We start from the raw sequence: 22,577 nt of genomic DNA on the forward strand, positions 1-22,577 counted from the left end.
TTTCTTACATGGCTTACAGATACCTCGGAAACAGTGGACTGAAGATTTCGGAGATCACGTACGGCAATTGGTTGACCCATGGTTCGCAGGTGGAGAACGACATCGCGACCCAGTGCGTGCGTGCGGCTCTCGATGCAGGCATCACCACATTCGATACCGCCGATGTCTACGCCAACGGGGCTGCGGAAACGGTCCTCGGTGACGCGTTGAAGGGCGAGCGTCGCGAATCGCTGGAGATCTTCACCAAGGTCTACTTCCCCGTCGGACCCAAGGGCCCCAACGACACCGGTCTGTCCCGCAAACACATCTTCGAAGGCATCGATGCCTCGCTGCGTCGCCTCGGTACCGACTACGTCGATCTCTACCAGGCCCACCGCTATGACGTCGAGACCCCGCTCGAAGAGACCATCGCCGCGTTCGGCGACGTCGTCCGTCAGGGCAAGGCCCTCTACATCGGCGTCTCGGAGTGGACGGCAGATCAGCTCCGCGCCGGCCAGGAACTGGCACGGCGGAACGGGTTCTCGATCATCTCGAACCAGCCGCAGTACTCGGCCTTGTGGCGCGTCATCGAGGATCAGGTGATCCCGACGTCCAAGGAACTGGGCATCTCGCAGATCGTCTGGTCACCCATCGCTCAGGGCGTGCTCACCGGCAAGTACCTACCCGGACAACCGCTGCCCGACGGTTCGCGCGCCAAGGACGACAAGGGCGGCGACAAGATGATCGCGCGCTACCTCGACGATCAGACGCTCACCCGGGTGCAGGCACTCAAGCCGATCGCCGACGGTCTCGGAATCACCATGGCGCAGTTGGCTGTTGCTTGGGTTCTGGCCAACGACAACATTTCCGCCGCGCTGGTCGGGGCATCGCGTCCTGAGCAGATCGCCGAGAACATCAAGGCGTCCGAGGTCACCCTGGACGCGGATGTACTCGCCAAGATCGACGAAGCCCTCGGCGATTCGGTCGAGCGTGATGCGGGCAAGACCGGCTCCCCGGAAGCCCGGTTGGTCTAGAGATTCGTCGCCCGGTCCACGTTTGACGGGGCGGAGCTGCGATACTCGGCGTTAATGTGGACCATGCGCTCACCACTCCGTAATCGCAGCACCGCCCCGGCTCCCGCATCCCCAGCCCGGGTGGTGGTGGTCGGCGGCGGGTTCGGCGGCTTCTACGCACTGCGCAAGATGCAGAAGCTGTTGGGCCCGGACCGCGCCTCGTTCACCCTCGTCGCGCCCAACGACTACCTGCTCTACAGCCCGTTGCTGCCCGAGGTAGCGACCGGCGTGCTTGATCCGCGGGACATTGCAGTGTCGACACGACAGACGTTGCGGCGCACCAAGTTGGTGCTGGGGCACGTCACGTCCGTCGACTTCGAGAATCGATGCGTTCGTGTCGCCGGCCCCGACGGTGATTCGGAACTGGCCTGGGACAAGCTGATTCTGGCCCCGGGTTCGGTGACGAGGCAGTTCGACATCCCCGGTGTCGCCGAGCACGCACACGGTCTCAAGACCCTGAGCGAAGCGGTGTTCATTCGCAACCACGTGTTGAAGCAGTTGGATGCAGCCGACGAACTGCCCGACACGCCGGAGGGCCGCGCCGAACGCAAGGAACGGCTCACCGTCGTCGCTGTGGGAGCCGGCTATACGGGCACCGAATTCGTTGCGCAGATGCAGAATTGGATTCGCGGTATCGCTACCCGGTGGGCGACGGTCGACCCGTCGGACATTCGGTGGTTGCTCATCGACCTCGCGCCTGCGGTGCTGCCGGAACTGGGCGAGCGACTCGGCAAGGAAGCAATGGAAGTCCTCGCGGCTCGCGGCGTCGAGGTGCGTCTCGGGGTGTCGGTGGAGTCGGCCACGGCGAACTCGGTGACGCTGACGGACGGCGACGTCGTACCGACACGCACCCTGGTGTGGGGAGCGGGCGTGGCTGCGAGCCCCCTCATCGCGCAACTCGATTTGCCGACCGAAAAGGGCCGGCTTGTGGTCAACCCCGACCTCACGGTCCCCGGCGTGGACGACGTCTGGGCCATCGGTGACGCGGCCGCGGTGCCCGATATCGCCGCCGACCCGTCGAAGCCGACGCCGCCCACCGCTCAACACGCGCAGCGGCAGGGCACAGCGGTGGCCAAGAACGTCGCCGCGTCCCTCGGTGTCGGCACTGCTCGACCGTACCGACACAAGGATCTGGGACTGGTCGCCGACCTGGGCGGATTCGACGGTGTGGCAAAGCCTTTGGGAGTGCCCCTCACCGGAGCCGTCGCGAAGTTCGTCGCCCGCGGTTATCACCTCTATGCCCTGCCCACCGCCTCCGCCCGGGTGCGCGTGGCCACCGATTGGCTGTACTCGACGGTGCTGTCCACCCGCGTGGTCAACCTCGATCAGGTGCGCTCCGAGGATGCGTTGATCGCCAAGGCGCAGGGGACCGGCGTGTACGACTAGGCAGCCATGTGCGCGGAAACTCGTAGCCCACTACGAGTTTCCGCGCACGACCGTCACCGAAGGTGATGCACCTCCTGCAGCCCGTAGACCGGGGTGTCGATACCCTCGTAACGCGCCTTGATCTGCAGCGCCAAGTACAGCGAATAGTGGCGTGACTGATGCAGATTGCCGCCGTGGAACCAGAAGTTCTCCTGCTGCGTCGGCTTCCACATGTTCCGCTGTTCGCCCTCCCACGGACCGGGATCCTTGGTGGTGTCCGAGCCCAGGCCCCAGCACTTGCCTACCTTGTCGGCGGTCTCCTGGTCGATGAGATCGGCGACCCAGCCGTTCATCGAGCCGTAGCCGGTGGCGTAGACGATGAGGTCCGCCGGCAGTTCGGTCCCGTCCTCGAGTACGACGCCGGTCTTGCTGATCCGCTCCACCTGTCCGGCAACGAGTTTGATCTTGCCGTCCGCGACGAGCTCGGATGCGCCGACGTCGATGTAGTAGCCCGAGCCGCGGCGCAGGTACTTCATGAACAGACCGGAACCGTCGTCACCGAAGTCGTGCTGGAAGCCCGCCTTCTCGAGACGGTCGTAGAAATCCTTGTCCTGCTCCGCGATCTGCTGATACACCGGGATCTGGAACTCGTGCATGATCCGGTACGGCAGCGACGCGAACGTGAGATCTGCTTTGGCCGTGGTCATTCCGGACTCCACCGCGCGCTCGGAGTACAGATCGCCGAGAGCGATCTCGCACAACGAGTCCGACTTGACGATGTGCGTGGACGAGCGCTGCAGCATCGTGACGTCGACGCCCGTCTCGTACAGCGCCTTGCAGATGTCGTGCGCCGAGTTGTTGGAACCGACGACCACCACGCGCTTGCCGACATAGGCGTCGGGACCGGGGTGTTCGCTGGAATGGTGCTGCTCGCCCTCGAACTCGTCCATGCCGGGGAAGTTCGGTACGTTCTTCTTGCCCGACATCCCGGTGGCCATCACCAACTGCTTGGGCCGCAGGATCACTTCCTCGCCGTCGCGGTCGACGACGACGGTCCACTCCTTCGCGGTCTCGTCGTAGGTCGCGGACTTCGCGGTCGTCTTGCTCCAGTACGGAACCTCCATGACCTTGGTGTACATCTCGAGCCAATCGCCGATCTTGTCCTTCGGCGCGAACACCGGCCAGTTCGGCGGGAACGGCAGGTAGGGCAGATGGTCGTACCAGACCGGGTCGTGCAGGCACAGTGACTTGTATCGGCCACGCCACTGATCTCCGGGGCGCTCGGCACGGTCGACGACGATCGCCGGGACGCCGAGTTGACGGAACCGAGCACCGAGGGCGATGCCGCCCTGCCCGCCGCCGACGACGAGGACGTACGGCTGCACGCTGTAGCCGAGCTCCTTCTCCTCCATCTCCTTCTTCTCGGCCCAGTTCTGGGTATCGGCATTCGAGCCGTGCACGGCACCCTTGATTCGGGACTTGCCCTGCCGCTCCTCGTATCCCTTGAGCTCCTGCATCGTCGTCAGCAGCGTCCACGCCACGTCGTCACCGGTCTCGGCGTCCGTCGTCAAACGCAGATGTCCCTTGCCGCGGCTCGTCGCCGTCTCGAATGCGATCCACGCCGAGACGACGCCGTCTGCTTCGTCGGGGGTCTCGGTGGTGTGAAATCCCGTCGGGTCGGTATCGGCGAGCCTCTCGCCCAGCATGTCGGCGACGCCGTCCCGGCCCTCGACCGTCTTGAGGTTCCAGGTGAACGTGACGAGATCGCGCCAGAAGCTGCTGACGGCGAACATGCCGGCAACACGAGGAATGTCCCGGGCGACCAGGGCGTCCTCGAACTTCGACAACCAGGCGTCGACCCGTTCCTGCGGGGTGTGCGTGCGGGTGATCGAGTCGGGCTCGATGGTCTGGGTCATGAAAACTCCTTGCGATGAAGAGGTGCCGTGTATGTGACCCAGCACACTCTCTTCGGATAGCCGGGTCGAGAGTTGCAATGCGTTGCAGCGGCTCATGCCGGTGACAGCTTCTTCAACCCCAACGACTGGAATCCGACGACGTAGATCAACGTCCACAGCACCAGCCAGTCGACGAAGCCCAGTGCGTTGCCGGAGATGCCGGCCGCGACGACGGGTTCGTGGAGCACGTGCTCGGCAAGAACGTAGTAGTAGGCCAGGAACGTGCCGATGGCCAGCGCGAAGGTCAGTACTGCGCGTCCCGCCGCGGGGAAGCGATTGCCGAAGCCGTTCGCCCAAAAGATCATCCAGAATGCCCAGCAGACTCCGATCTGTGCCGGGAACTGGTTGATCACCGTGCCGAGTTCTGCGGTGGCTTCCGAGCCGACGAGTAGCTTCGCGAGCGGAACCATCAGGAAGTAGATCGCGGTGCCGAGCACCGCGTTGCCGACGGTGGCAGCCAGTGCGGTCCGTCCGCCGCCGCCGGCCAATTTCCAGGGCCAGTTGTCCAGGGTCTGGCCGGTCAGGATCACCGAGACGACGATCGAGTAGAACCAGCCGAGTGCGGTGTCCACGGACATCAGGGGATCGGTGGCCGAGAGGGAGACCGACGGCAGTCCGAACACGAAGTACAACGCGAGGGTCGGGACGGCGACGAATGCGATCTCGCACAGCCCGATCAGCGGTTGCTTCATGCGCAGCACGGTCCACGGCCAGTGTTGCCAATTGAGGACCACCATGACCCAGGTGCCGAATCCGAACAGCACGAACAGCGCTCCGGCGAAGTAGCCCAGTCCACCCTCCCGAGTGCCGGCGAAATCCGGATACAACGCCCCGAGGCCGCTGCCGAGGATCCAGGTGACGGCAACGGCGAACGCCGCCGTCGAAGTCAGGATCGCGAGCCCGCGCACCGGTTGCTTCAGAGAGTCGAATCCGGCGAATTCACAATCGAATCCGACGAACACGATGAAGAGAATGGCCCAGAACAGCGCGGCGTTGAACGGCAGCGGATAAAAGTTCCAGGGACTGGTGGTGGGATCGGCGAACACATACCAGGTCGCCAGCGACACGGCCGTGACCACGGCGAGGTTGGCCAGTCCGAATATGAGCCAGTTGCCCTGTGCTGAAGCCGTTTTCGGCTCGTCGAGGGGTCGGTCTGCGGTTGCGGTCATGGGGGTCTCTTCTCGGTGGGTCGACAGGGTCGCCGTCACTATGAGCTGAATCACAGCTCACCGTCAGGGTTGCGGGAGGTTGCAGTGCGGCCGATTCGATGCAACGCACTGCAACCCTGTCGGAAGTGGTCGTCGTCACATAAACCTGTGTGCATCCAATTCAGTCAGGAGTGAGAACCGATGCGTGCAGCTGTGTATTACGGCCCGAACAAGGTGGAGATCACCGACGTACCCGAGCCGAATCCCGGTGCGGGGCAGGTCAAGGTCAAGGTCGGGTTCAACGGAATCTGCGGAACCGACCTACACGAGTACTACGCCGGCCCCATCTTCATCCCCACCTCGCCGCATCCGCTGACCGGCCAGGAAATGCCCCTGGTGCTCGGACACGAGTTCTCGGGCACGGTCACCGAGCTCGGCACGGGTGTCACCGGCATCTCGGTCGGCGATCGCGTTGCCATCGAACCGCTCTACCGCTGTGGACACTGCGGACCCTGCCGGGCAGGAAACTACAACATCTGCGCGCAGATCGGCTTCCACGGACTGATGTCCGACGGCGGAATGGCCGAATACACCGTGGTCCCCACGGACATGATTCACGCCCTACCCGACAACGTCTCTCTCGAACTCGGTGCCCTCGTCGAACCGATGTCGGTTGCCTATCACGCTGCGACACTGGGGGATCCGAAGCCCGAGGACACCGCGATGGTGTTCGGAGCCGGCCCCATCGGCATCGGCCTGTGGTTCGCGTTGCGCGGTAAGGGACTCGACAACGTCTACGTCGTCGAACCGTCGCCGACGCGTCGCGCCTCGATCGAAGCGCTCGGTGCCAAGACCCTCGACCCGACGGCAGTGGACGTGCCCGCCTTCATCGCCGATCTGACCGACGGCAACGGGGCCGACGCCATCTACGACGCGGCCGGTGTGCAACCGGCCGTCGAGACCGCGCTGGGCTGCATCGGTGCTCGCAAACCGCTCGTCAGCGTCGCGATCTACGAAAAGCCGCTCACCACAACGCTGCAGAAGCTCGTCATGAACGAATCCCGCATCCAGGGATCGCTCTGCTACACCTCCGCCGACTACGAGGCCGTCATCGATCTGATGAGCCAGGGCCACTACGACACGACGGGCTGGGTGGACAAGATCACGCTCGACGGCGTCATCGACGACGGATTCGAGGCGCTGCACGCAGGCACCAAGATGAAAGTTCTGGTCGACCCCTCGACGGGTGTACCCGCATGAGCGCGGTGCTGGTGACAGGGGCCGGTCAGGGCATCGGACGGGCGATCGCGTTGCGGTTGGCCAACGACGGGCACGACATCGCGTTGGTCGACCTGGCCGAGGACAAGATCGCCGGCGTGGCCGACGAGGTGCGTCGAACAGGCTCGAAGGCAACGACATTCGTCGCCGACTTCAGTGATCGCGATCAAGTGTTCGCGGCCGTCGAACATACCCATAAAGCGCTCGGCGGCTTCGACGTCATCGTCAACAATGCCGGAATCGCACAGGTCGCGCCGCTCGACGACGTCCGCCCGGAAGACACGAAGAAGATCTGGGCCGTCAACGTCGACGGTGTGCTCTGGGGAATTCAAGCTGCGGCAGCCACATTCAAGGCGCTCGGCCAGAAGGGCAAGATCATCAACGCTTCCTCGATCGCAGGCCACGACGGGTTCGCGATGCTCGGGGTCTACAGCGCAACGAAATTCGCGGTCCGGGCATTGACCCAGGCTGCGGCCAAGGAGTACGCCTCGGACGGCATCACCGTCAACGCGTACTGCCCCGGCGTTGTCGGCACCGACATGTGGGTGACCATCGACAAGCGCTTCGCCGAGCTGACCGGTGCCGCCGAGGGGGAGACCTACGACAAGTTCGTCGGCGGTATCGCTCTCGGTCGGGCGCAGACTCCCGAGGACGTCGCCGCGTTCGTCTCGTATCTCGCCGGACCCGACTCGGACTACATGACCGGACAGGCACCGTTGATCGATGGTGGTTTGGTCTACCGGTGACCCCGCATGAATCCGCTTTGTGAGCTGGAGCACAATTGACAGCGATGACGCAGTCGACAGGCCCTGAACCTGCGCTGGCGGCCGGCGAAGACCCGCGCCGCTACGCGCAGATTCTCACTGCCGTGTACGACGCGACCATGACCGGCGGGAAGTCTCCCGCGCGTCCCCGCGAGGTCATCGGTGACTCCTGGCGGCGGTTGCAGACCCTCGGTATCGACCCGGAACTGGGCAATCCTGCCGAGAGACAGATGGACGCGTCCGATCTCGAGTTCAGTCGACGGGAATCGGGGTTGTTCGACATTCTGGACGACCTCGCCCGTGGCCTGGAATCGGTGGTGCAGGACGGCGACAACATTCTCGTCGTCGCCGATCGGAACGGTCGAGTGCTGTGGCGCAGCGGATCGACGTCGGTGCTCGACCGCGCCGACGGTCTCGGGTTCGTCGAAGGGGCCAACTGGGCCGAGGACTCGGTGGGCACCAATGCCATCGGGACAGCATTGGTCTCACGCCGCGCTGTGCAGATCTTCTCGGCCGAACACTATGTGCGCAGCCATCATTCGTGGACCTGCGCCGGAGCGCCCATTCGCGATCCGCGTACCGGCCAGGTGCTCGGCGCCATCGACGTCAGCGGGCCGGCCAAGACGGTGCACCCCACCACCATCGCCCTGGTCGACGCCGTGGCGAGGTTGGCGGAATCGCAGCTGCGCGAGATTCACCGAACCACCTTGGATCGACTGCGTTCGGTGGCCGCACCGATGCTGGCGCGCCTGCAGTCCCCGGCGCTGGCCGTCGACGCGAACGGGTGGGTCGCGGCCGTCGAATCGGTGGCACTGCGCAATCGCATCCTGCTGCCCGAGGACCTCGCGACGGGACGCTTCTGGCTGCCGAGCCTCGGGGTGTGCGACTTCGAACCCCTGCCCGGTGGATGGCTGGTGCGACCCACTTCTCATGGTCGTTCCGCCGGCTCCACTCCTGGCGACTCGGCGGACTCGTTCGTCGCGGAGTCCGGTAACACGACGACGATTCGCATCGACCTGCGCGATTCGCAGAGGCCTCGTATGGAGGTGCGCAGCGAGGTGGGGGAGTGGACCCACGAGCCGACGCCCCGGCACGCCGAGATTCTCTACCTGCTGGCCATCCACCGGCAGGGACGCACCGCGTCGCAGATGGCTGCCGACCTCTTCGGCGACGACGGCCGCGCGATCACCGTGCGGGCCGAGATGTCCCGCCTGCGCAAACACCTCGCCGGCATCATCTCCACCCAGCCCTACCGGCTGGACGAGTCGGCGACGGTCGACGTGATCACGCCTGCGGACATGAACAGGCTGCTACCGCATTCGTCGGCCCCCGCTATCCGGGCCGCACGGGGCTGAGCCGTAGCGCAGAATCGGGGAATGAACCGCCTCGCCCGCATCCTCGACGCGTCGGATCCCGGGCAGTTACGGCTGCGCGGTGCCTCGGCGACGACGCTGACGGTGTTGCTCGCGATGGTGGTCCTGCTGCTCGGTACTCGCGCCATCGGCCAGCCGGTCACCGTGGCGATGCTCGGCACCGTGGTGGCGATGCAGGCGTCGGCGTCGGTCAAGGACAAAGACCAGCACAGCAGGCTCGTCACCACCGCCCTGATGGTGCTGCCCGCCTCGGCGGCAGTGACGGTCGCGGCGCTGCTCTCGCGGCTCGGCGCGGTGGCCGACGTCGGATTCATCGCGGTGTTGTTCGCGGCCGTATGGGTGCGCAGATTCGGACCCCGTGGCACCGCGCTCGGCATGGTCGCGTTCATCTCGTACTTCTTCGCGTTGTTCCTTCAGGCGACCCCGGGGCAAGTGCCGATGCTGATCGCGGCGATCGTCGGCGGAGTGCTCATCGCTCTGTTCGTACGGGCGGTGGTCTTTCCGGACCGACCGATCGTGGAGGTGCGGCGGCTGCTGTACGCCATGCGAGCGGTATCGGAATCGGTGCTCGCGGCGGCATCGGCGCGTGAGGACCGTGATCTGGAACTGTTGCGGCGCAGGCTCGATCGGCTCGGAAACACCGCCCTGATGATCGACGACTGGCTCGACCGTCACGACGCGGGACAACTGCTCAGCGTGACGAGTACCGACCTGTCGCTTCGTGTGTTCGACGCCCAGATCGCCACCGAACAACTCGTCAGCTCACTGTGGGCTCTCGATCCCGCCAAGCCGTGGCCGACCGCGCTGGGGCAAGCGACCACCGCGCTGGGATCGTGCCTGCAGAACGCCCCGTCCGCCGAGCAACTCAAGGCCGCCCGACGGTTGGCCGCCACGGCGGCCGAGCGCGCCGACCCGTCGACCCCCGCCGGTATCGCGACGGTATCCGCGCAACGAGCGGTGCAGGCACACATCGCCATTCATCACATCACCACCAATGCGGTGGCTGTCACGTCGAGTCCTCGACAGGCTGCTGTCGAGCCGGCGGACAAGGACAAGCCTGCCGGCCTGAACCCCAGCACCAAGGCGGCAATCCAGGTTGCTGTCGCGACCAGCGCGGCAACGGTATTGGGGGAGCTGGTCTCACCGGATCGTTGGTACTGGGCCGTGTTGACGGCGTTCCTGGTGTTCACGGGGGCGTCGACGCGCGGCGAGATTCTGACCAGAGCCGGCCAACGCATCCTCGGCACGATGGCGGGAGTGCTTGCGGGAGTGGTGATCGCGGCACTCGTCGGCAATCACCAATCCGTTCAGTTGGTGCTCATCGTCGTCTGTGTCTTCTTCGCGTTCTACCTGGTGACCGTCGCGTATGCGTTGCTGTCGTTCTTCGTGACCATTCTGCTCGCGATGCTCTACGGGCTGCTCGGCACGTTCAGCATCGAGGTTCTCGAGCTACGGATCATCGAGACTGCAGTCGGCGGAGCCGTCGGTATTGCGTCCGCCTACTTCATCTTCTCGACCGGGACGCGAAAGACATTGGTGGACAAGGTCGATACGTATCTCGACCAATTGGACGCCCTGATCGACACCAGCGTCGAATCGGTGATCACCCCGGGAAATGCCACCGACCTCGTGGCGTCGACGCGCACGCTCGACAACGCGCTGAAGGAGGTCGTGACGGCGGGGAAGCCGCTCGTGCTCGGGCCGACGACCCGCAGCCGGCGAGGGGCGAAGCGATTACTGCGGGTGCTGACCGTCAGCGGCCGATCCGCACACGGCCTGGCGCGAGCGGGTGTAATCGCCTCGCGCGCCGATCCCGCATCGATGCCCTCGCCCGAGACGGCCCAGGCTTTGCGTGAGGCCGCAACCCTGGTGCGTGACACCGCCCGGCAAGTGCAGGCGGCGATCGCGGGAAAGCGCGTCGATCAGCCCGAGAAGGTGACCGACACAACGGTATTGGATGTGTTGCTCACCAGCACCAACTCACCCGGACCGGTGCGGATCGCGGTGCGAGCGCTGAACATCATGAATCGGACGCTCGCGGACGTCCTGACCCGGGCTTGACCTTCACACGGTGACAAGGTCTTGGCTGACGGCCATGATCGACTCACTTCGGCACCAGAACTCTTCCGTGCGGCTTCGGGCTGCGCTCGACATCGGAATATCGAAGAACCCAGAACTCCTTGACGCGCTGCTCGAGCGTTGCGCCGTCGAACCGGATTTTCAGGTTCGAGAGATGTTGACGTGGGCATTGATTCGTCTCCCCGCTGCGTCGACGGTGCCCAGGCTGATGCATGAAGTGCGCACCGGCGGCGCACAGGCTCGCAGTCAGGCGTTGCACACGTTGTCGAAGGTCAAGGACCGGTCGGCCTGGCCGGTGATCACCGAGCCGCTCATCACCGACTCCGACGACGAGGTGGCCCGAAGCGCGTGGCGGGCGGCGGTCGTCCTGGTCCCCGACGGCAGCGAGCAGTGGTTGGCGACGACGCTGTCCACTCAGCTGGGGCGAGGCGGGCGGGAGTTGCAGCGCAGCCTCAGCCGCGCACTGGTGGTACTCGGGTCGGTGATCGAGCCGATGGTGCGCGAGGCCGCGTCGAGCAAGGATGTTGCTGTTCGCGCGCACGCGCTGGCGACGGAGTCGCTGCTGCGAGACCCCGACAGCGGATTTGCGTTGTTCGAGGCCCAGCGCGTCGATGCACTTGGCGCAGCCGACCCGACGGGGTGAGATAGGCAGATGTTGATCGGTGAGGTGGCGCGGCGGTCCGGGGTCAGCGCGCGCATGCTTCGGCACTACGACCGGCTCGGGCTCGTGCAGCCGACCTCGCGGACTGGCACCGGATACCGCGAATACTCTCCGGCCGACGTGCGTCGTCTGTTCCACGTCGAATCGCTCCGGTCGCTCGGGTTGTCCCTGCACGACGTCGGGCGTGCACTGGACGATCCGAGTTTCGCGGCGACGGGACTCGTCGACGAGCTGGCTACCCGAGCCGAAGAGCGCATCGCGCGAGATACCGAGCTGCTGACGCGGTTGCGCCGCATCGGGAGCGCCCGACCGGAGGATTGGGAGGACGTCCTCGGTGTCATCGGCATGCTCGGAGACCTGGACTCGGTGAGCGCGGGGAAGCGGCAGTCTGCGGCATTGTCCTCCGTCGGAGATCGCCCCATCCCGGCCGAGGCTCTGGCCGAGGCGGTGTTGCGCGAGCCCGCAACCAACGTCGCCGGCGCGCTGCGATGGGCACTCGCGCAGACCGGGAGCGACGCCGTCTCGGCGCTGCGGCAGGGCCTCGACTCACCGGATCCCGAGGTGCGTCGCCGCGCCGTCGATACCGTCGTCGAGATTCCGCATCCCGACGCCACCGAGGTGCTGCGGGAGGCGCTGGGCCACGAGGACGGGCAGGTACGACGACTCGCCGCGCTGGAACTGGGTGCCCGAGGGGTCGTCGACGCGATTGCGGTGCTGATCGACATGGTCCACGAGGGTACGAACGATGTGGACGCGGCTGACGTGCTCGGTGAGCTCGGCTACGAAGACTCGACAGTCGCGGCCCTCATGGACGGTCCGAGTGAGATTGCGGCGCGCCTACGGGTGACCCAGGCGCTGGCCAGCATTCCGGGTCCGGCGGCGGCGCAGGCTCTGCGCGAGCTGACTCAGGATGCGGACCGCTCGATCGCGCTGACGGCGACCTACCTGCTGGATCGGAGAGAACGAGCCGCTTCGGTACCGTCGACGTCATGAAGGCACTCGGATTGCTCGCGGCACTGTCGATCACATTGGCCGCGACTGCCTGCTCCACCTCGACCACCCCGGCCGCACCCGCCGAGCCCGCTGCCGAGAACCAGGTCACCGTCGCCGACCGGATGTTCACGCCGCAGTCTCTGACGATCACGGCGGGCGAGACCGTGACCTGGGTGTTCGCCGACCGCGCGATGGCACACAACGTCGTCGCCGACGACAAGTCGTTCCGCAGCGAACTGATGCAGTCGGGGCAGTTCACCCACACCTTCGACACCGCGGGCACCTACACCTACCACTGCACCCCGCACCCCGACATGACCGCGACGATCATCGTCGAACCGTGATGGACTGCTAGTCATGGCAACCCGGACGCGCTGCATCGCCGCTCCTCTCGGCGTCGGCCTGGCCGCAGTCGGCGGTGCTGTGCTGCTGCACATCCGCGATCCCCGAACCTCGACGTACCTGCCGTGCCCGTTCCACGCCCTGACCGGACTGTGGTGTCCGGGTTGCGGTGCGACCAGGGCTTTCGGCGACCTCACTCGCGGAGACATCGTGGCTGCCGCGTCGAGCAACGTCGTGGCGGTGGTGCTCGGTGTCGTCGCGATCGGTGTCTGGGCCGCGTGGCTGCGAGCACGATGGACGCAGACGCCACTGACGCTGCCTCGTCCCAATCGCCCGACCGTCGTCGTCGGGGTTGCCCTATTGGTCTTGTTCACCGTGGTGCGCAACACTGCGTGGGGCACCGCCCTCGCCCCGACCTGACATCCCTAGGAGGCTGCTGTGCTGCTGCAAATCTTCTCGATCATCGTGCTGCTGGGCGTGCTCATCGCGCTCATCCCCACGGCCCGACGCGTCTTCAAGAAGGGTGACGACGAATGAGCGACTCACTGCGAGATCGGGTGCGAGCGAAACTGCTCGCCCAGATCGCCGACGACGGAGGCACGGCAGCCGAGCAGGCAGAGGGCGACGACCCCCGCCTGAACGCACTGCGCGACGACCTCGAAGCACTGGACGCAGCCCCCGACGGAGACCCGGTGATCGACGACATCGCCGCCAGGCACTGGGTGCCCTGACCGCTGTCTCCCCCTCTGGACTCCCCTCGGGGAGTCAATGTGACATTTGGTGGCCTTTTCGGGGGTCAATGTCACGTTGAGTGGACCGTCGGGATAGGTCGAGTTGGGTGGACTGCTGAGGCGCATCTAGTATCTATGTTGTGTCCGAGACGAGATCCGCAGCCGATACGGCGTATCTGACTGTCAAGGAGCTCATCATTTCGGGGGAACTTCCCGGTGGTGAGCTCGTCAGTGAAGGGGAGATCGCGACGCGGCTCGACATCAGCCGCACACCGGTCCGCGAGGCATTCCTTCGCCTCCAGGTCGAGGGATGGATGCGCCTTTATCCCAAGCGCGGGGCGCTGGTCGTCCCCATCGCGGTGGGTGAGGCGGAGAGCGTCGTCGACGCGAGGCGATTGGTCGAGGCCGGCAGTGTTCGCGCCTTCGTCGGCGATGCGGATGCCCGCGCACGAGTGGTCGAGGCGCTACGCGACAACCTGCGAATCCAGGACAAGCTCGCAGCCGACGGCACCGCAGCGGAGTTCAGTGCCGCCGACGCAGATTTCCATCGGACCGTCGTTCGCGCCGGCAACAACCCGTTGCTCGACGCGTTCTACGACGGACTTCGCGAGCGACAGCGACGGATGACAGCGGCATCCCTGACCCGTGATCCGGGTCAGATCTCCCGCATCGTCGACGACCATCGCAGACTCGCCGACCTGATCGAAGCCGGGGACGCAGACGAATTCGAGCGAGCCGTCGAACAACACATGCTCAGGGTGCACGGCTTGCGCACAGACAGAGGGGGAACACGATGACCGAGGCCATGATCGACGACGACGTCCGACAGACGACGGCCAAACGCTGGCTGTTGGTTGCCGTCGGCATGTTCGCCGTCGCCTGGGGCGGCAACGAATTCACACCGCTTTTGGTGATGTATCGACTCGACCACGGCTTCTCTGCCGTGGTGGTCGATACGTTCCTGTTCGCGTACGTTCTGGGCATCATTCCGGCGATGCTGATCTGTGGTCCGTTGTCCGATCGGCTCGGCCGACGCCCGATCATGTTGCCCGCGCCCGCAATTGCCGCGGCCGGGTCCATTCTGATCGCCCTCGGACCCGACAACGCCTACTTGCTCTTCGGCGGACGAGTGCTCAGCGGCATCGCGCTCGGAATCGGTATGGCCGTCGGCGGCAGCTGGGTCAAGGAACTTTCCAGTCGCGACGCCACCGCCAAGCCCGGTGCCGGAGCGCGCCGCGCCGCGATGTCGTTGACGGCGGGATTTGCCCTGGGAGCCGGCGTCGCCGGTGTGCTGGCGCAGTGGGCACCCTGGCCGACGCACCTCGCGTACAGCGTGCACGTGCTGATCTGCATCGCCGCGTCCATCGGCATCCTGTCGGTCCCGGAGACACGCAGCGCCGCAGCATCTTCGGGGAGGAAGAGCCTCGTCGACGATCTCAAAATCCCGTCTGCGTCGCATCGACGCTTCCTGTTCGTCGTGTTGCCCTTGGCCCCCTGGGTTTTCGGTGCGGCCAGCGTCGCCTATGCCGTGCTGCCGTCGCTGATGGCCGACGCGTTGGCCGACGAGCCCGGTGGCGGTTACCCCGTCGCCCTGTCCGCGGCGATGGCGGTGATCGCCCTCGGTTCCGGATTCGCGATCCAGGCTGTCGGGCGTCGGATCGACACACCCGCCAATGCCCGCGGCGCTTTGGTTGCGCTGTCTCTGTTAGTGGTCGGTATGGCTGTCGCGGCGTGGGCGGCGTCGGTGCTCACCATCGCCGCGGCATTGATCGCGGCAGCGGTGCTCGGGTGCGGGTACGGCATGGCGCTGGTTTCGGGTCTGCAAGAGGTGCAACGCATTGCGGGCCCCGACGATCTCGCCGGCCTTACCGCTGTGTTCTATTCGCTGACGTATCTCGGCTTTGCGGTGCCCGCTGTGCTGTCGGCGCTGACCGAAACCTGGCCAGGGGTGGTCACGTATCCCATCATCTTCGGATTCGGCGCGGTGATGGCGGCACTGTGTGGCCTGGTGGTGCGATCGAAGACGTCCGCTCACCTGCCCTAGGGTCGTGCGCGTTGTGCGTACCTGGAGGGACGCACAACGCGCACGAGGGAGGGCAGGTGCTCATCCCGTTTGGTCCGACCCAGCTCGGGGTAGCCCTCAGCGCATGAATACGAACGGACGTGCTCCCGCCCGTCGGCGTCGTCGTGTCGGCTCCGATTCGATTATCGCTGCATGTGCGGCTCTTGCTACCGTCGGCGCTCTGGCCGGCTGCTCGAACGACCCGGTCATCGCGCAAGATACCGGCGCAGCAGAGGAGGCCGGCAGTATCGAGTTGCAAAGCGTCACCGTGCAAGCAGAGCTCACCGGTGCCACGCCCGACAGTTCCGCCTCGGCGTACGGAAACGCGAACCTGGAGTTCACAGCGGTGAACACTGCCGGGACAGGGACGGATCGCTTACTTGGAATAACTTCTTCCGCGGCGTCTGCGGTGACTATCGACGCCACCGCCGACCAACTCGTTATCGAACCCGCGACGTCTATCGCGGCCGGCCAACCGGTGGAAAACCTGGATGGTGGAGACGACGGAACCGACCAGCCGTTCACCGTGACTCTCGAGTTGACCGACGGAGAACTCGCGCCGGGAACTTCGATTCCTGTGACCTTCGAGTTCGAGCGCGCCGGTTCTCTATCTGTGGACGCCCCCTTCGATGTGTACGAGCCAGGAGAGCTGAGCGACACGGCACGGCCGCTACCTCCTGAGGTCACCCCCGCGCCGTGACGCACGCCGGTCGGAACCGAGCGGATCGCTGCGAGTCGGCCGGTTCGGCCCTAGGATCAGCGCCATCATGTTGCAGTCCTCGCGCACGGTCCCGCCGTATCGGGTGCCCCCGACAGCTTTGATCGTTGGTGTCACGGTTTGGAATCGACGCGAAGCGTACTGGTTTCTCGTCGCGGTGATCGTGCCTGCCGCATGCTGGTCGAGGTATCCCGCGCTGGTGCCGTACATGTTCGCGATCGTTCTGTTCGGGGCTCTGGTGTTTCGCTACCGACGGATCGCCTCGTGGGTGTCGATGCTGCGCTGGGGAGTGATCGCACACGTCGAGACCGTGGACACGGCACTACGCGGCGATCGCAACCTCCGACTCGCACACGCCACCGGGTGGAACGTCCAACGGCGTTGGTACACAGGACCGTTGACGGAATCCACGGTCCGCTATCGAGCGGGGGATGCGCGCGGGCACCTGTTCGTTCGGGGACTGCCGTTCACCACCGGTGTGGTGCTCGCGCACTCGAAACAACCGGCTTCAGCGATGGTCATCAGCGACTTCCCCTGCGATCTGAAACTGGACGGCAAGGGACGCTGGGCGGCGTCGTTCCCGACGGGCTTCTGGCGACAGGCGTCGGCGACGGTCGCGCTGTACGGCTACGCCGTGGCAGGCCTTGCGGTCTCGCTCGGGTATCGCTGACGACAATCGGCTCCCCAGACTCGGAAATATGCCTCTGATCGGAGGCACATTTCCGAAACCGGGGAGCCGATTGCCCGCTGGACCTACGGCAACGACGGCAATTGCGTGTCCACAAGCCATGCGTCCCACAGGGTTCGGGGGCAACCGAAGCGAGAGGCGAGGTCGGTGAAGTCGGCGGTCGCCACGGTCGAGTAGCGGTATTTGGAGGTCCATTCCTGGATCAGGCCGAAGAATCGTTCGTCGCCGATGGTGCGTCGCAGTGCGTGCAGGGCCAGAGCGCCCCGCTTGTAGACGCGGTCGTCGAAGATGCGGGCGGGCCCGGGATCGGTGAGCTGCAGATCCATCGCGAGCCCTCGCTGAATGGTGTGAGCTCGCTTGGCCTTGTCGTGAGCCGTTGCGCCGCCGGAGTTCTCGGCCCAGATCCATTCCGAGTAGCAAGCGAATCCTTCGTGCAGCCAGATATCTGCCCACTTGCCGAGGGTCAGGGAATTGCCGAACCACTGGTGCGCCAATTCGTGTGCAACCAGACGCTCGTAGTACCGGGAACCCGAACAGTGGTTCGCACCGAAGATGGACAGGCCCTGCGCCTCGACCGGGATTTCGAGATCGTCGTCGGTCACCACCACGGTGTACGCCGCGAAAGGGTAAGGGCCGTAGAGCCGTACGAAGGTATCCATCATCTGCGGTTGACGGCCGAAGTCGTGATCGAACTGCGCTCGTAGCCGCGGGGGCGTGATCGCGTTCATCGGCACCGGTCCCGGGCTGACGACGCGATGCTCGTACGGCCCGATCTGAATGGTCGCGAGATAACTCGCCATCGGCTCGGGCTGCTCGTACACCCACGTGGTCCGGCTGGCCCGAGTCTGCTTGCGTACCAACGTGCCGTTGGCCACCGCGTAGTACGGCGAATCGGTGGTGATGGTGATGCCGTAGCTGGCCTTGGACACCGGGTGGTCGTCACACGGAAACCACGACGCGGCACCGTTCGGCTGACTCGCGACGATCGATCCCTCGGTGAGCTCCTCCCAGCCGACCTCACCCCAGAAACCGTTGATGGGCTTGGGTGTTCCGCCGTACGCCACCGTGACCACCAGTGCCGCTCCGGACGCGATGGGCTTGGCGGGAGTGATCTTCAGCTTGCCCCGCTGGTGGCTGAATTTCACCGAACGTGACCCGTTGACCGACACCTTCGACACGTTCATCGCCGGGCCGAGATCCAACGCGAATTTCGAGACCGTCGCCGTGGTGACCGCGGTGATCTTCGCTTTGCCCGTCAATCGGTTGCTCTCGACCTTGTACTCGAGGTCGAGTTCGTAGCGCGAGACGCGATAGCCGCGATTGCCGTTCTGCGGAAGATACGTATCGATCGGATTGTCACTGGAGTCGACGTCGAACACCGGTGCCACGAGCCTGTCCGGCATTGAAGATCACCCCTCGTTTCGGTCGTCGCGAATCCGCGGAAAGGGATCACCCTTGGCCCACGGCGCGATCGGATTGCCCTGCCAACGAGTATGCGCGGGAACCGTATCGCCGCGCATCACCAGAGAGGCAGGCCCCACCGTCGCACCATCACCTATACCCGATGCAGGCAAAGCGACACAGTGCGGTCCCAGGGTTGCGCCTCTGCCGAGATCGACGGTGTCCATGGACATGATCCGATCATGGAACAGGTGCGTCTGCACAACGCACCCTCGGTTCACCGTCGCACCGTCGGCCAACGTCACGAGGTCTGCCTCGGGGAGCCAGTACGTCTCGCACCACACACCTCGACCGATGTCCGCCCCGAGCCACCGCAGCCACATGTTGAGCACCGCGGTGCCCTCGGCAGCGCGCGCGAACCACGGTGCGGCGACGGTCTCGACGAACGTGTCGGCCACCTCGTTGCGCCAGACGAACGAACTCCACAGCGGATGATCGGTCTTGCCGATCCGGCCGACCCACAGCCACTTCGCGGCCGCCGACACAGCTGCAGCCACGAAGCCGGCGACGAGCAACACGACACCGCTGAGCGCGGCAGCGAGCCAGTAGCCGATCGAGTCGGCAATCGCGGTCAGTCCGAACAACACGCCGAGCCCGATACCGAACGTCACGACGACGGGAATCAGCCGGCACGTCTCTACGAGTGAACGGGCGATCTTCAACTTCCGAGGCGGGTCGAACGTGCGCGATGAGTCGGCACTGCCTGCCGCGCGGCGCAACCGGACCGGCGGACTACCGAGCCACGACGAGCCCGACTTCGCCTTGTCCGGAGTTGCCGACAGCACCGCAACGAGACCGTTCTTCGGGACGGTCCGCCCCGGTCCCGTCATGCCGGAGTTTCCGAGGAACGCCCGCTTGCCCACCTTGGCGTCGCCCAGGTGCATCCAGCCGCCGCCGAGTTCGTAGCTCGCGACCATGGTGTCGTCGGCGAGGAACGCGCCGTCGGCGACCGTGGTGAACTTGGGAATCATCAGCACGGTCGACGCCTCGACGTCCTTGCCGATCTTCGCGCCCAGCAACCGGAGCCAATGCGGTGTCAGCAGCGACGCGTAGAGCGGGAACAGGAAGGTGCGCGCCGAATCCATCAGGCGTTCGGTGGCCCACACCTGCCAGCCGATGCGGCTGCGCACGGGGTGGTAGCCGCCGACGAGCCCGATGCCGAGCAACCGGACCGCGACGACGGTGATCAGCGCGAACACCGCCAACGACACCAGAGTGGCGACGGGCAGCATCACCAAGCCGCGCTCGAAGGCCCCCAGCACGGAGTCCGCGGTGTGAATCCACCAGCCCATCAGCACCAGGCTGACGCCGATGGAGAACAGGGCCATGCCGGAGAGGAACAGCGACGCGACGCCGTAGGCGAACACCCACTTGGTGGCGCGCGGCGGGGTCTCCGCCGGCCACGGATGATCGGCCTTGCCCACTTTCTGCGCGGGCGAGCCGGACCACATCTGGCCGGCCTTGACTCGTCCGACGACGGCGGAGCCGGCCGTCACGACCGCGTTCTTGCCGACCTTGGTGCCGGGCAGCAGCGTGGAGCGTGCGCCGACAGTGGCACCCGCTCCGATCTCGATGCCGCCGATGTAGACGAGGTCGCCGTCGATCCAATGACCGGACAGGTCGACCTCGGGTTCGATGGAGCAGCCGTCGCCGAGTTCGAGCATGCCGGTCACGGGCGGCAGGGTGTGCAGGTCGACGCCCTTACCGATCTTCGAGCCGAGAGCGCGCGCGTAATAGACCATCCACGGTGCGCCCGACAGGTTGGACGCGCCACTGGCATCGGTCAATCTCGTTGCCGCCCATAGTCTTATGTGCATGCTGCCGCCGCGTCGATATGCGCCGGGTTTCAACCCCGCCAGCAGTATCCGCGAGCCGATCACCGAGATGGCCATGCGCCCGACCGGGGTGATGAACAGGACGAACGCGAGAAGAATCCACCACCACGACAGCGTCGGAGCCCACGGCACGTCGTCGAACCAGGCCATGACGTTGAACAGCAGGCCGAGCCAGGTGACCCACTGCAACCCGGTCAGGGTCGTCAACGGCACGGTCGCCAGAATCTGTGCCCACTGCGCGGTGCGGGACGTCGGTGCCACATCGCGGGGGATTGCCTCCACGACAGGCTTCAGGTCGTCCAGATACTGTGCCAGAGAACCCAACCGCGGGTGGTCGTAGAGCTGCGCGACGGTGATCTCGGGGAACCGCTCGCGCAGTGCCGTCACCAGCTGAGCGGCCGACAGTGAACCGCCGCCGTTGGCGAAGAAGTCGGCGTTCTCGTCGTTGACCTGAGCGCCGAGGATGTTGGTCCACAACTCGGCCACCCACCCCGCGGTACCTCCGAGCGCCGACGCGCCCGCCATGCCGGGCAGCGGCCACGGGAGCGCATTGCGGTCGACCTTGCCCGAGGTACGTGTGGGCATCTCGTCGACCAGCGCGAGCCGCGGTACGAGCGCCGACGGCAACTGCTCGGCCAACAAGGCGCGCGCGGCCTCCAGGTCGAAGTCGGGATTGGTACTGGCGAGATATCCCACCAGAACCGAGTTGCCCGCAGCGGTCTTGCGGACTGCCGCGGCCGCACCGCCGACGCCCGGAAGTGCTTGCAGCGCATTGTCTATCTCGCCCAGCTCGATGCGTCGGCCGCCGAGCTTGACCTGGTCGTCGGCGCGGCCCTGGAACAGCAGTCCTTCGAGCTCGAGCTTCACCAGATCGCCGCTGCGATACGCCCGGTCCCACCCGAGAGAGGGCATGGGTGCGTACTTCTCGGCGTCCTTGGCCGGATCGAGATACCGGGCGAGGCCGACGCCGCCGATGACGAGCTCGCCCACTTCGCCGACCGCCACCGGAGTGCCCGAGGCGTCGACGACCGCCAGATCCCAACCGTCCAGCGGTAATCCGATGCGGACCGGACCTTTACCGTCCATGATGGACGCGCACGCGACAACCGTCGCCTCGGTGGGGCCGTAGGTGTTCCAGACTTCCCTGCCTTCGACGGCCAGCCGCTCGGCCAGCTCGGGTGGGCATGCTTCGCCGCCGAAGATCAACAGCCGCACCGCTTCCAGTGCCACGGCGGGCCACAGTGACGCCAGCGTAGGCACCGTCGAGACGACGCTGATGTCTCGGGAGACGAGCCACGGACCGAGGTCGAAGCCGGACCGCACCAGAGAGCGCGGGGCGGGTACGAGGCAGGCACCGTGCCGCCACGCCAGCCACATCTCCTCGCAGGATGCGTCGAACGCGACCGACAGGCCGGCGAGCACTCGGTCTCCCGGCCCCAGCGGATCCTTCTGCAGGAACATCCGGGCCTCGGCGTCGACGAATGCCGCGGCGTTACGGTGGCTGACTGCAACACCTTTGGGGGTTCCGGTCGAACCCGAGGTGAAGATCACCCACGCGTCGTCCTCGGGTGTGGGCAGCTCGGGCACCGGAGTACCGGCACCCAGTTCGGGCGCATTCTGTTTCGGCGCGGTGCCGGCAGCGATTCCGCCCGCAGTGACGATGGCCGTCACCTGCGCCTCACCGAAGACCAATTCGGCGCGCTCTTCCGGATCGTCGGCGTCGACGGGTACGTACGCAGCCCCGACATCGAGGATCGACAGAATCGCGACATAGAGCGAGAAGGACCCCGACGGCATCCTGATGCCGACGCGGTCGCCGCGCCGGACACCGGCGTCGGCGAGCCACTGGGCACCCTCGGCGATGTCGTCCAGCAGTTCGGCGTAGCTGACCGACACCGTCCCGTCGTCGATCGCGGGTGCATCCGGGAAGCGATCGGCGGTCTCCTGCAGTACGTCGATCAGTGTGCGGGCCGGCGGGGCAAGGGGCGAGCGGAGAAACGCGGCCGGAGCAGGTGCGATATCCGTGCTCGAACCCGGCAGATCGTTCTCTTGGTGCACAGGCAACCGGGTGT

General features: G+C 65.7%; 19 protein-coding genes. 15 read left to right on the forward strand and 4 right to left on the reverse strand.

What is annotated here, in order from left to right:
• Positions 1-8 precede the first annotated feature (8 nt).
• A complete protein-coding gene (locus CH285_RS00355; RefSeq protein ID WP_094642912.1) occupies positions 9-1,013 on the forward strand; it encodes an aldo/keto reductase family protein in 1,005 nt (334 codons plus the stop codon).
• Between the two features lie 63 nt (positions 1,014-1,076).
• Complete coding sequence (locus CH285_RS00360; protein ID WP_255032227.1) at positions 1,077-2,438, forward strand: NAD(P)/FAD-dependent oxidoreductase; 1,362 nt, start codon at positions 1,077-1,079, stop codon at positions 2,436-2,438.
• 53 nt (positions 2,439-2,491) lie between these two features.
• Here CH285_RS00360 and CH285_RS00365 read toward each other — a convergent pair whose 3' ends face one another.
• Together CH285_RS00365 and CH285_RS00370 are read right to left on the reverse strand one after the other, a co-directional pair.
• Positions 2,492-4,333, reverse strand: coding sequence for a flavin-containing monooxygenase (locus tag CH285_RS00365; RefSeq protein WP_032382166.1), 1,842 nt, complete (start codon positions 4,331-4,333; stop codon positions 2,492-2,494).
• 92 nt (positions 4,334-4,425) lie between these two features.
• Positions 4,426-5,541, reverse strand: a complete 1,116-nt coding sequence (locus tag CH285_RS00370) for a hypothetical protein (RefSeq protein ID WP_094642916.1) — start codon at positions 5,539-5,541, stop codon at positions 4,426-4,428.
• A 180-nt stretch (positions 5,542-5,721) separates the two neighbouring features.
• On the opposite strand from CH285_RS00370, the gene CH285_RS00375 reads away from it, so the two are divergent.
• From CH285_RS00375 to CH285_RS00435, 13 genes are all read left to right on the forward strand, one after another.
• Positions 5,722-6,780 (forward strand): 2,3-butanediol dehydrogenase, encoded by a 1,059-nt coding sequence (locus CH285_RS00375; protein ID WP_094642918.1) that lies wholly within the window; start codon positions 5,722-5,724, stop codon positions 6,778-6,780.
• Positions 6,777-7,544 (forward strand): acetoin reductase, encoded by a 768-nt coding sequence (locus tag CH285_RS00380; protein WP_094642920.1) that lies wholly within the window; start codon positions 6,777-6,779, stop codon positions 7,542-7,544. Before CH285_RS00375 ends, CH285_RS00380 begins: the two co-directional genes overlap by 4 nt.
• Before the next feature lie 44 nt (positions 7,545-7,588).
• Positions 7,589-8,917: a GAF domain-containing protein gene (locus CH285_RS00385; protein WP_032369368.1), complete on the forward strand. Its 1,329-nt coding sequence runs from the start codon at positions 7,589-7,591 to the stop codon at positions 8,915-8,917.
• A gap of 21 nt (positions 8,918-8,938) precedes the next feature.
• A complete protein-coding gene (locus CH285_RS00390) occupies positions 8,939-10,996 on the forward strand; it encodes an FUSC family protein (RefSeq protein WP_094642922.1) in 2,058 nt (685 codons plus the stop codon).
• A 34-nt stretch (positions 10,997-11,030) separates the two neighbouring features.
• Positions 11,031-11,657, forward strand: coding sequence for a HEAT repeat domain-containing protein (locus CH285_RS00395; protein ID WP_052068713.1), 627 nt, complete (start codon positions 11,031-11,033; stop codon positions 11,655-11,657).
• Positions 11,658-11,666: 9 nt separating this feature from the next.
• Positions 11,667-12,668 (forward strand): HEAT repeat domain-containing protein, encoded by a 1,002-nt coding sequence (locus CH285_RS00400; RefSeq protein WP_094642924.1) that lies wholly within the window; start codon positions 11,667-11,669, stop codon positions 12,666-12,668.
• Complete coding sequence (locus CH285_RS00405; protein WP_032369371.1) at positions 12,665-13,012, forward strand: cupredoxin domain-containing protein; 348 nt, start codon at positions 12,665-12,667, stop codon at positions 13,010-13,012. The genes CH285_RS00400 and CH285_RS00405 overlap by 4 nt, the downstream gene beginning before the upstream one ends.
• 13 nt (positions 13,013-13,025) lie before the next feature.
• Positions 13,026-13,430, forward strand: coding sequence for a DUF2752 domain-containing protein (locus tag CH285_RS00410; protein WP_094642925.1), 405 nt, complete (start codon positions 13,026-13,028; stop codon positions 13,428-13,430).
• A gap of 113 nt (positions 13,431-13,543) precedes the next feature.
• Positions 13,544-13,741 carry a hypothetical protein gene (locus CH285_RS00415; RefSeq protein WP_027494394.1) on the forward strand — a complete coding sequence of 66 codons (198 nt, stop codon included), beginning with the start codon at positions 13,544-13,546 and terminating at the stop codon, positions 13,739-13,741.
• Positions 13,742-13,881: 140 nt separating this feature from the next.
• Positions 13,882-14,538 carry a GntR family transcriptional regulator gene (locus CH285_RS00420; protein WP_094642926.1) on the forward strand — a complete coding sequence of 219 codons (657 nt, stop codon included), beginning with the start codon at positions 13,882-13,884 and terminating at the stop codon, positions 14,536-14,538.
• Positions 14,535-15,785, forward strand: coding sequence for an MFS transporter (locus CH285_RS00425; protein ID WP_094642927.1), 1,251 nt, complete (start codon positions 14,535-14,537; stop codon positions 15,783-15,785). The genes CH285_RS00420 and CH285_RS00425 overlap by 4 nt, the downstream gene beginning before the upstream one ends.
• A 103-nt stretch (positions 15,786-15,888) precedes the next feature.
• Positions 15,889-16,503 carry a hypothetical protein gene (locus tag CH285_RS00430; protein WP_032382177.1) on the forward strand — a complete coding sequence of 205 codons (615 nt, stop codon included), beginning with the start codon at positions 15,889-15,891 and terminating at the stop codon, positions 16,501-16,503.
• Between the two features lie 67 nt (positions 16,504-16,570).
• Positions 16,571-17,191: a hypothetical protein gene (locus tag CH285_RS00435; RefSeq protein WP_094642928.1), complete on the forward strand. Its 621-nt coding sequence runs from the start codon at positions 16,571-16,573 to the stop codon at positions 17,189-17,191.
• A gap of 83 nt (positions 17,192-17,274) precedes the next feature.
• Here the strand turns inward: CH285_RS00435 and CH285_RS00440 are convergent, their stop codons facing one another.
• Together CH285_RS00440 and CH285_RS00445 are read right to left on the reverse strand one after the other, a co-directional pair.
• Positions 17,275-18,612, reverse strand: a complete 1,338-nt coding sequence (locus CH285_RS00440; protein WP_032364488.1) for a M1 family metallopeptidase — start codon at positions 18,610-18,612, stop codon at positions 17,275-17,277.
• 6 nt (positions 18,613-18,618) lie between these two features.
• The gene (locus CH285_RS00445) at positions 18,619-22,563 is read right to left on the reverse strand and encodes a Pls/PosA family non-ribosomal peptide synthetase (RefSeq protein ID WP_230593391.1); all 3,945 of its coding nucleotides are present in this window, start codon (positions 22,561-22,563) and stop codon (positions 18,619-18,621) included.
• Between the last annotated feature and the right edge of the window lie 14 nt (positions 22,564-22,577).

Origin of the sequence: Rhodococcus sp. 05-2256-B1, assembly GCF_002258465.1 — a bacterium.
In the GTDB taxonomy this organism is placed as follows: Bacteria; Actinomycetota; Actinomycetes; order Mycobacteriales; family Mycobacteriaceae; genus Rhodococcoides; species Rhodococcoides fascians.

Coding starts and splice junctions, on each gene's coding strand:
- CH285_RS00355 (WP_094642912.1), top strand. CDS start 9: ATGGCTTACAGATACCTCGGAAACAGTGGACTGAAGATTTCGGAGATC.
- CH285_RS00395 (WP_052068713.1), top strand. CDS start 11,031: ATGATCGACTCACTTCGGCACCAGAACTCTTCCGTGCGGCTTCGGGCT.
- CH285_RS00415 (WP_027494394.1), top strand. CDS start 13,544: ATGAGCGACTCACTGCGAGATCGGGTGCGAGCGAAACTGCTCGCCCAG.
- CH285_RS00375 (WP_094642918.1), top strand. CDS start 5,722: ATGCGTGCAGCTGTGTATTACGGCCCGAACAAGGTGGAGATCACCGAC.
- CH285_RS00430 (WP_032382177.1), top strand. CDS start 15,889: ATGAATACGAACGGACGTGCTCCCGCCCGTCGGCGTCGTCGTGTCGGC.
- CH285_RS00405 (WP_032369371.1), top strand. CDS start 12,665: ATGAAGGCACTCGGATTGCTCGCGGCACTGTCGATCACATTGGCCGCG.
- CH285_RS00385 (WP_032369368.1), top strand. CDS start 7,589: ATGACGCAGTCGACAGGCCCTGAACCTGCGCTGGCGGCCGGCGAAGAC.
- CH285_RS00400 (WP_094642924.1), top strand. CDS start 11,667: ATGTTGATCGGTGAGGTGGCGCGGCGGTCCGGGGTCAGCGCGCGCATG.
- CH285_RS00425 (WP_094642927.1), top strand. CDS start 14,535: ATGACCGAGGCCATGATCGACGACGACGTCCGACAGACGACGGCCAAA.
- CH285_RS00370 (WP_094642916.1), bottom strand. CDS start 5,541: ATGACCGCAACCGCAGACCGACCCCTCGACGAGCCGAAAACGGCTTCA.
- CH285_RS00380 (WP_094642920.1), top strand. CDS start 6,777: ATGAGCGCGGTGCTGGTGACAGGGGCCGGTCAGGGCATCGGACGGGCG.
- CH285_RS00360 (WP_255032227.1), top strand. CDS start 1,077: ATGCGCTCACCACTCCGTAATCGCAGCACCGCCCCGGCTCCCGCATCC.
- CH285_RS00440 (WP_032364488.1), bottom strand. CDS start 18,612: ATGCCGGACAGGCTCGTGGCACCGGTGTTCGACGTCGACTCCAGTGAC.
- CH285_RS00365 (WP_032382166.1), bottom strand. CDS start 4,333: ATGACCCAGACCATCGAGCCCGACTCGATCACCCGCACGCACACCCCG.
- CH285_RS00410 (WP_094642925.1), top strand. CDS start 13,026: ATGGCAACCCGGACGCGCTGCATCGCCGCTCCTCTCGGCGTCGGCCTG.
- CH285_RS00390 (WP_094642922.1), top strand. CDS start 8,939: ATGAACCGCCTCGCCCGCATCCTCGACGCGTCGGATCCCGGGCAGTTA.
- CH285_RS00435 (WP_094642928.1), top strand. CDS start 16,571: ATGTTGCAGTCCTCGCGCACGGTCCCGCCGTATCGGGTGCCCCCGACA.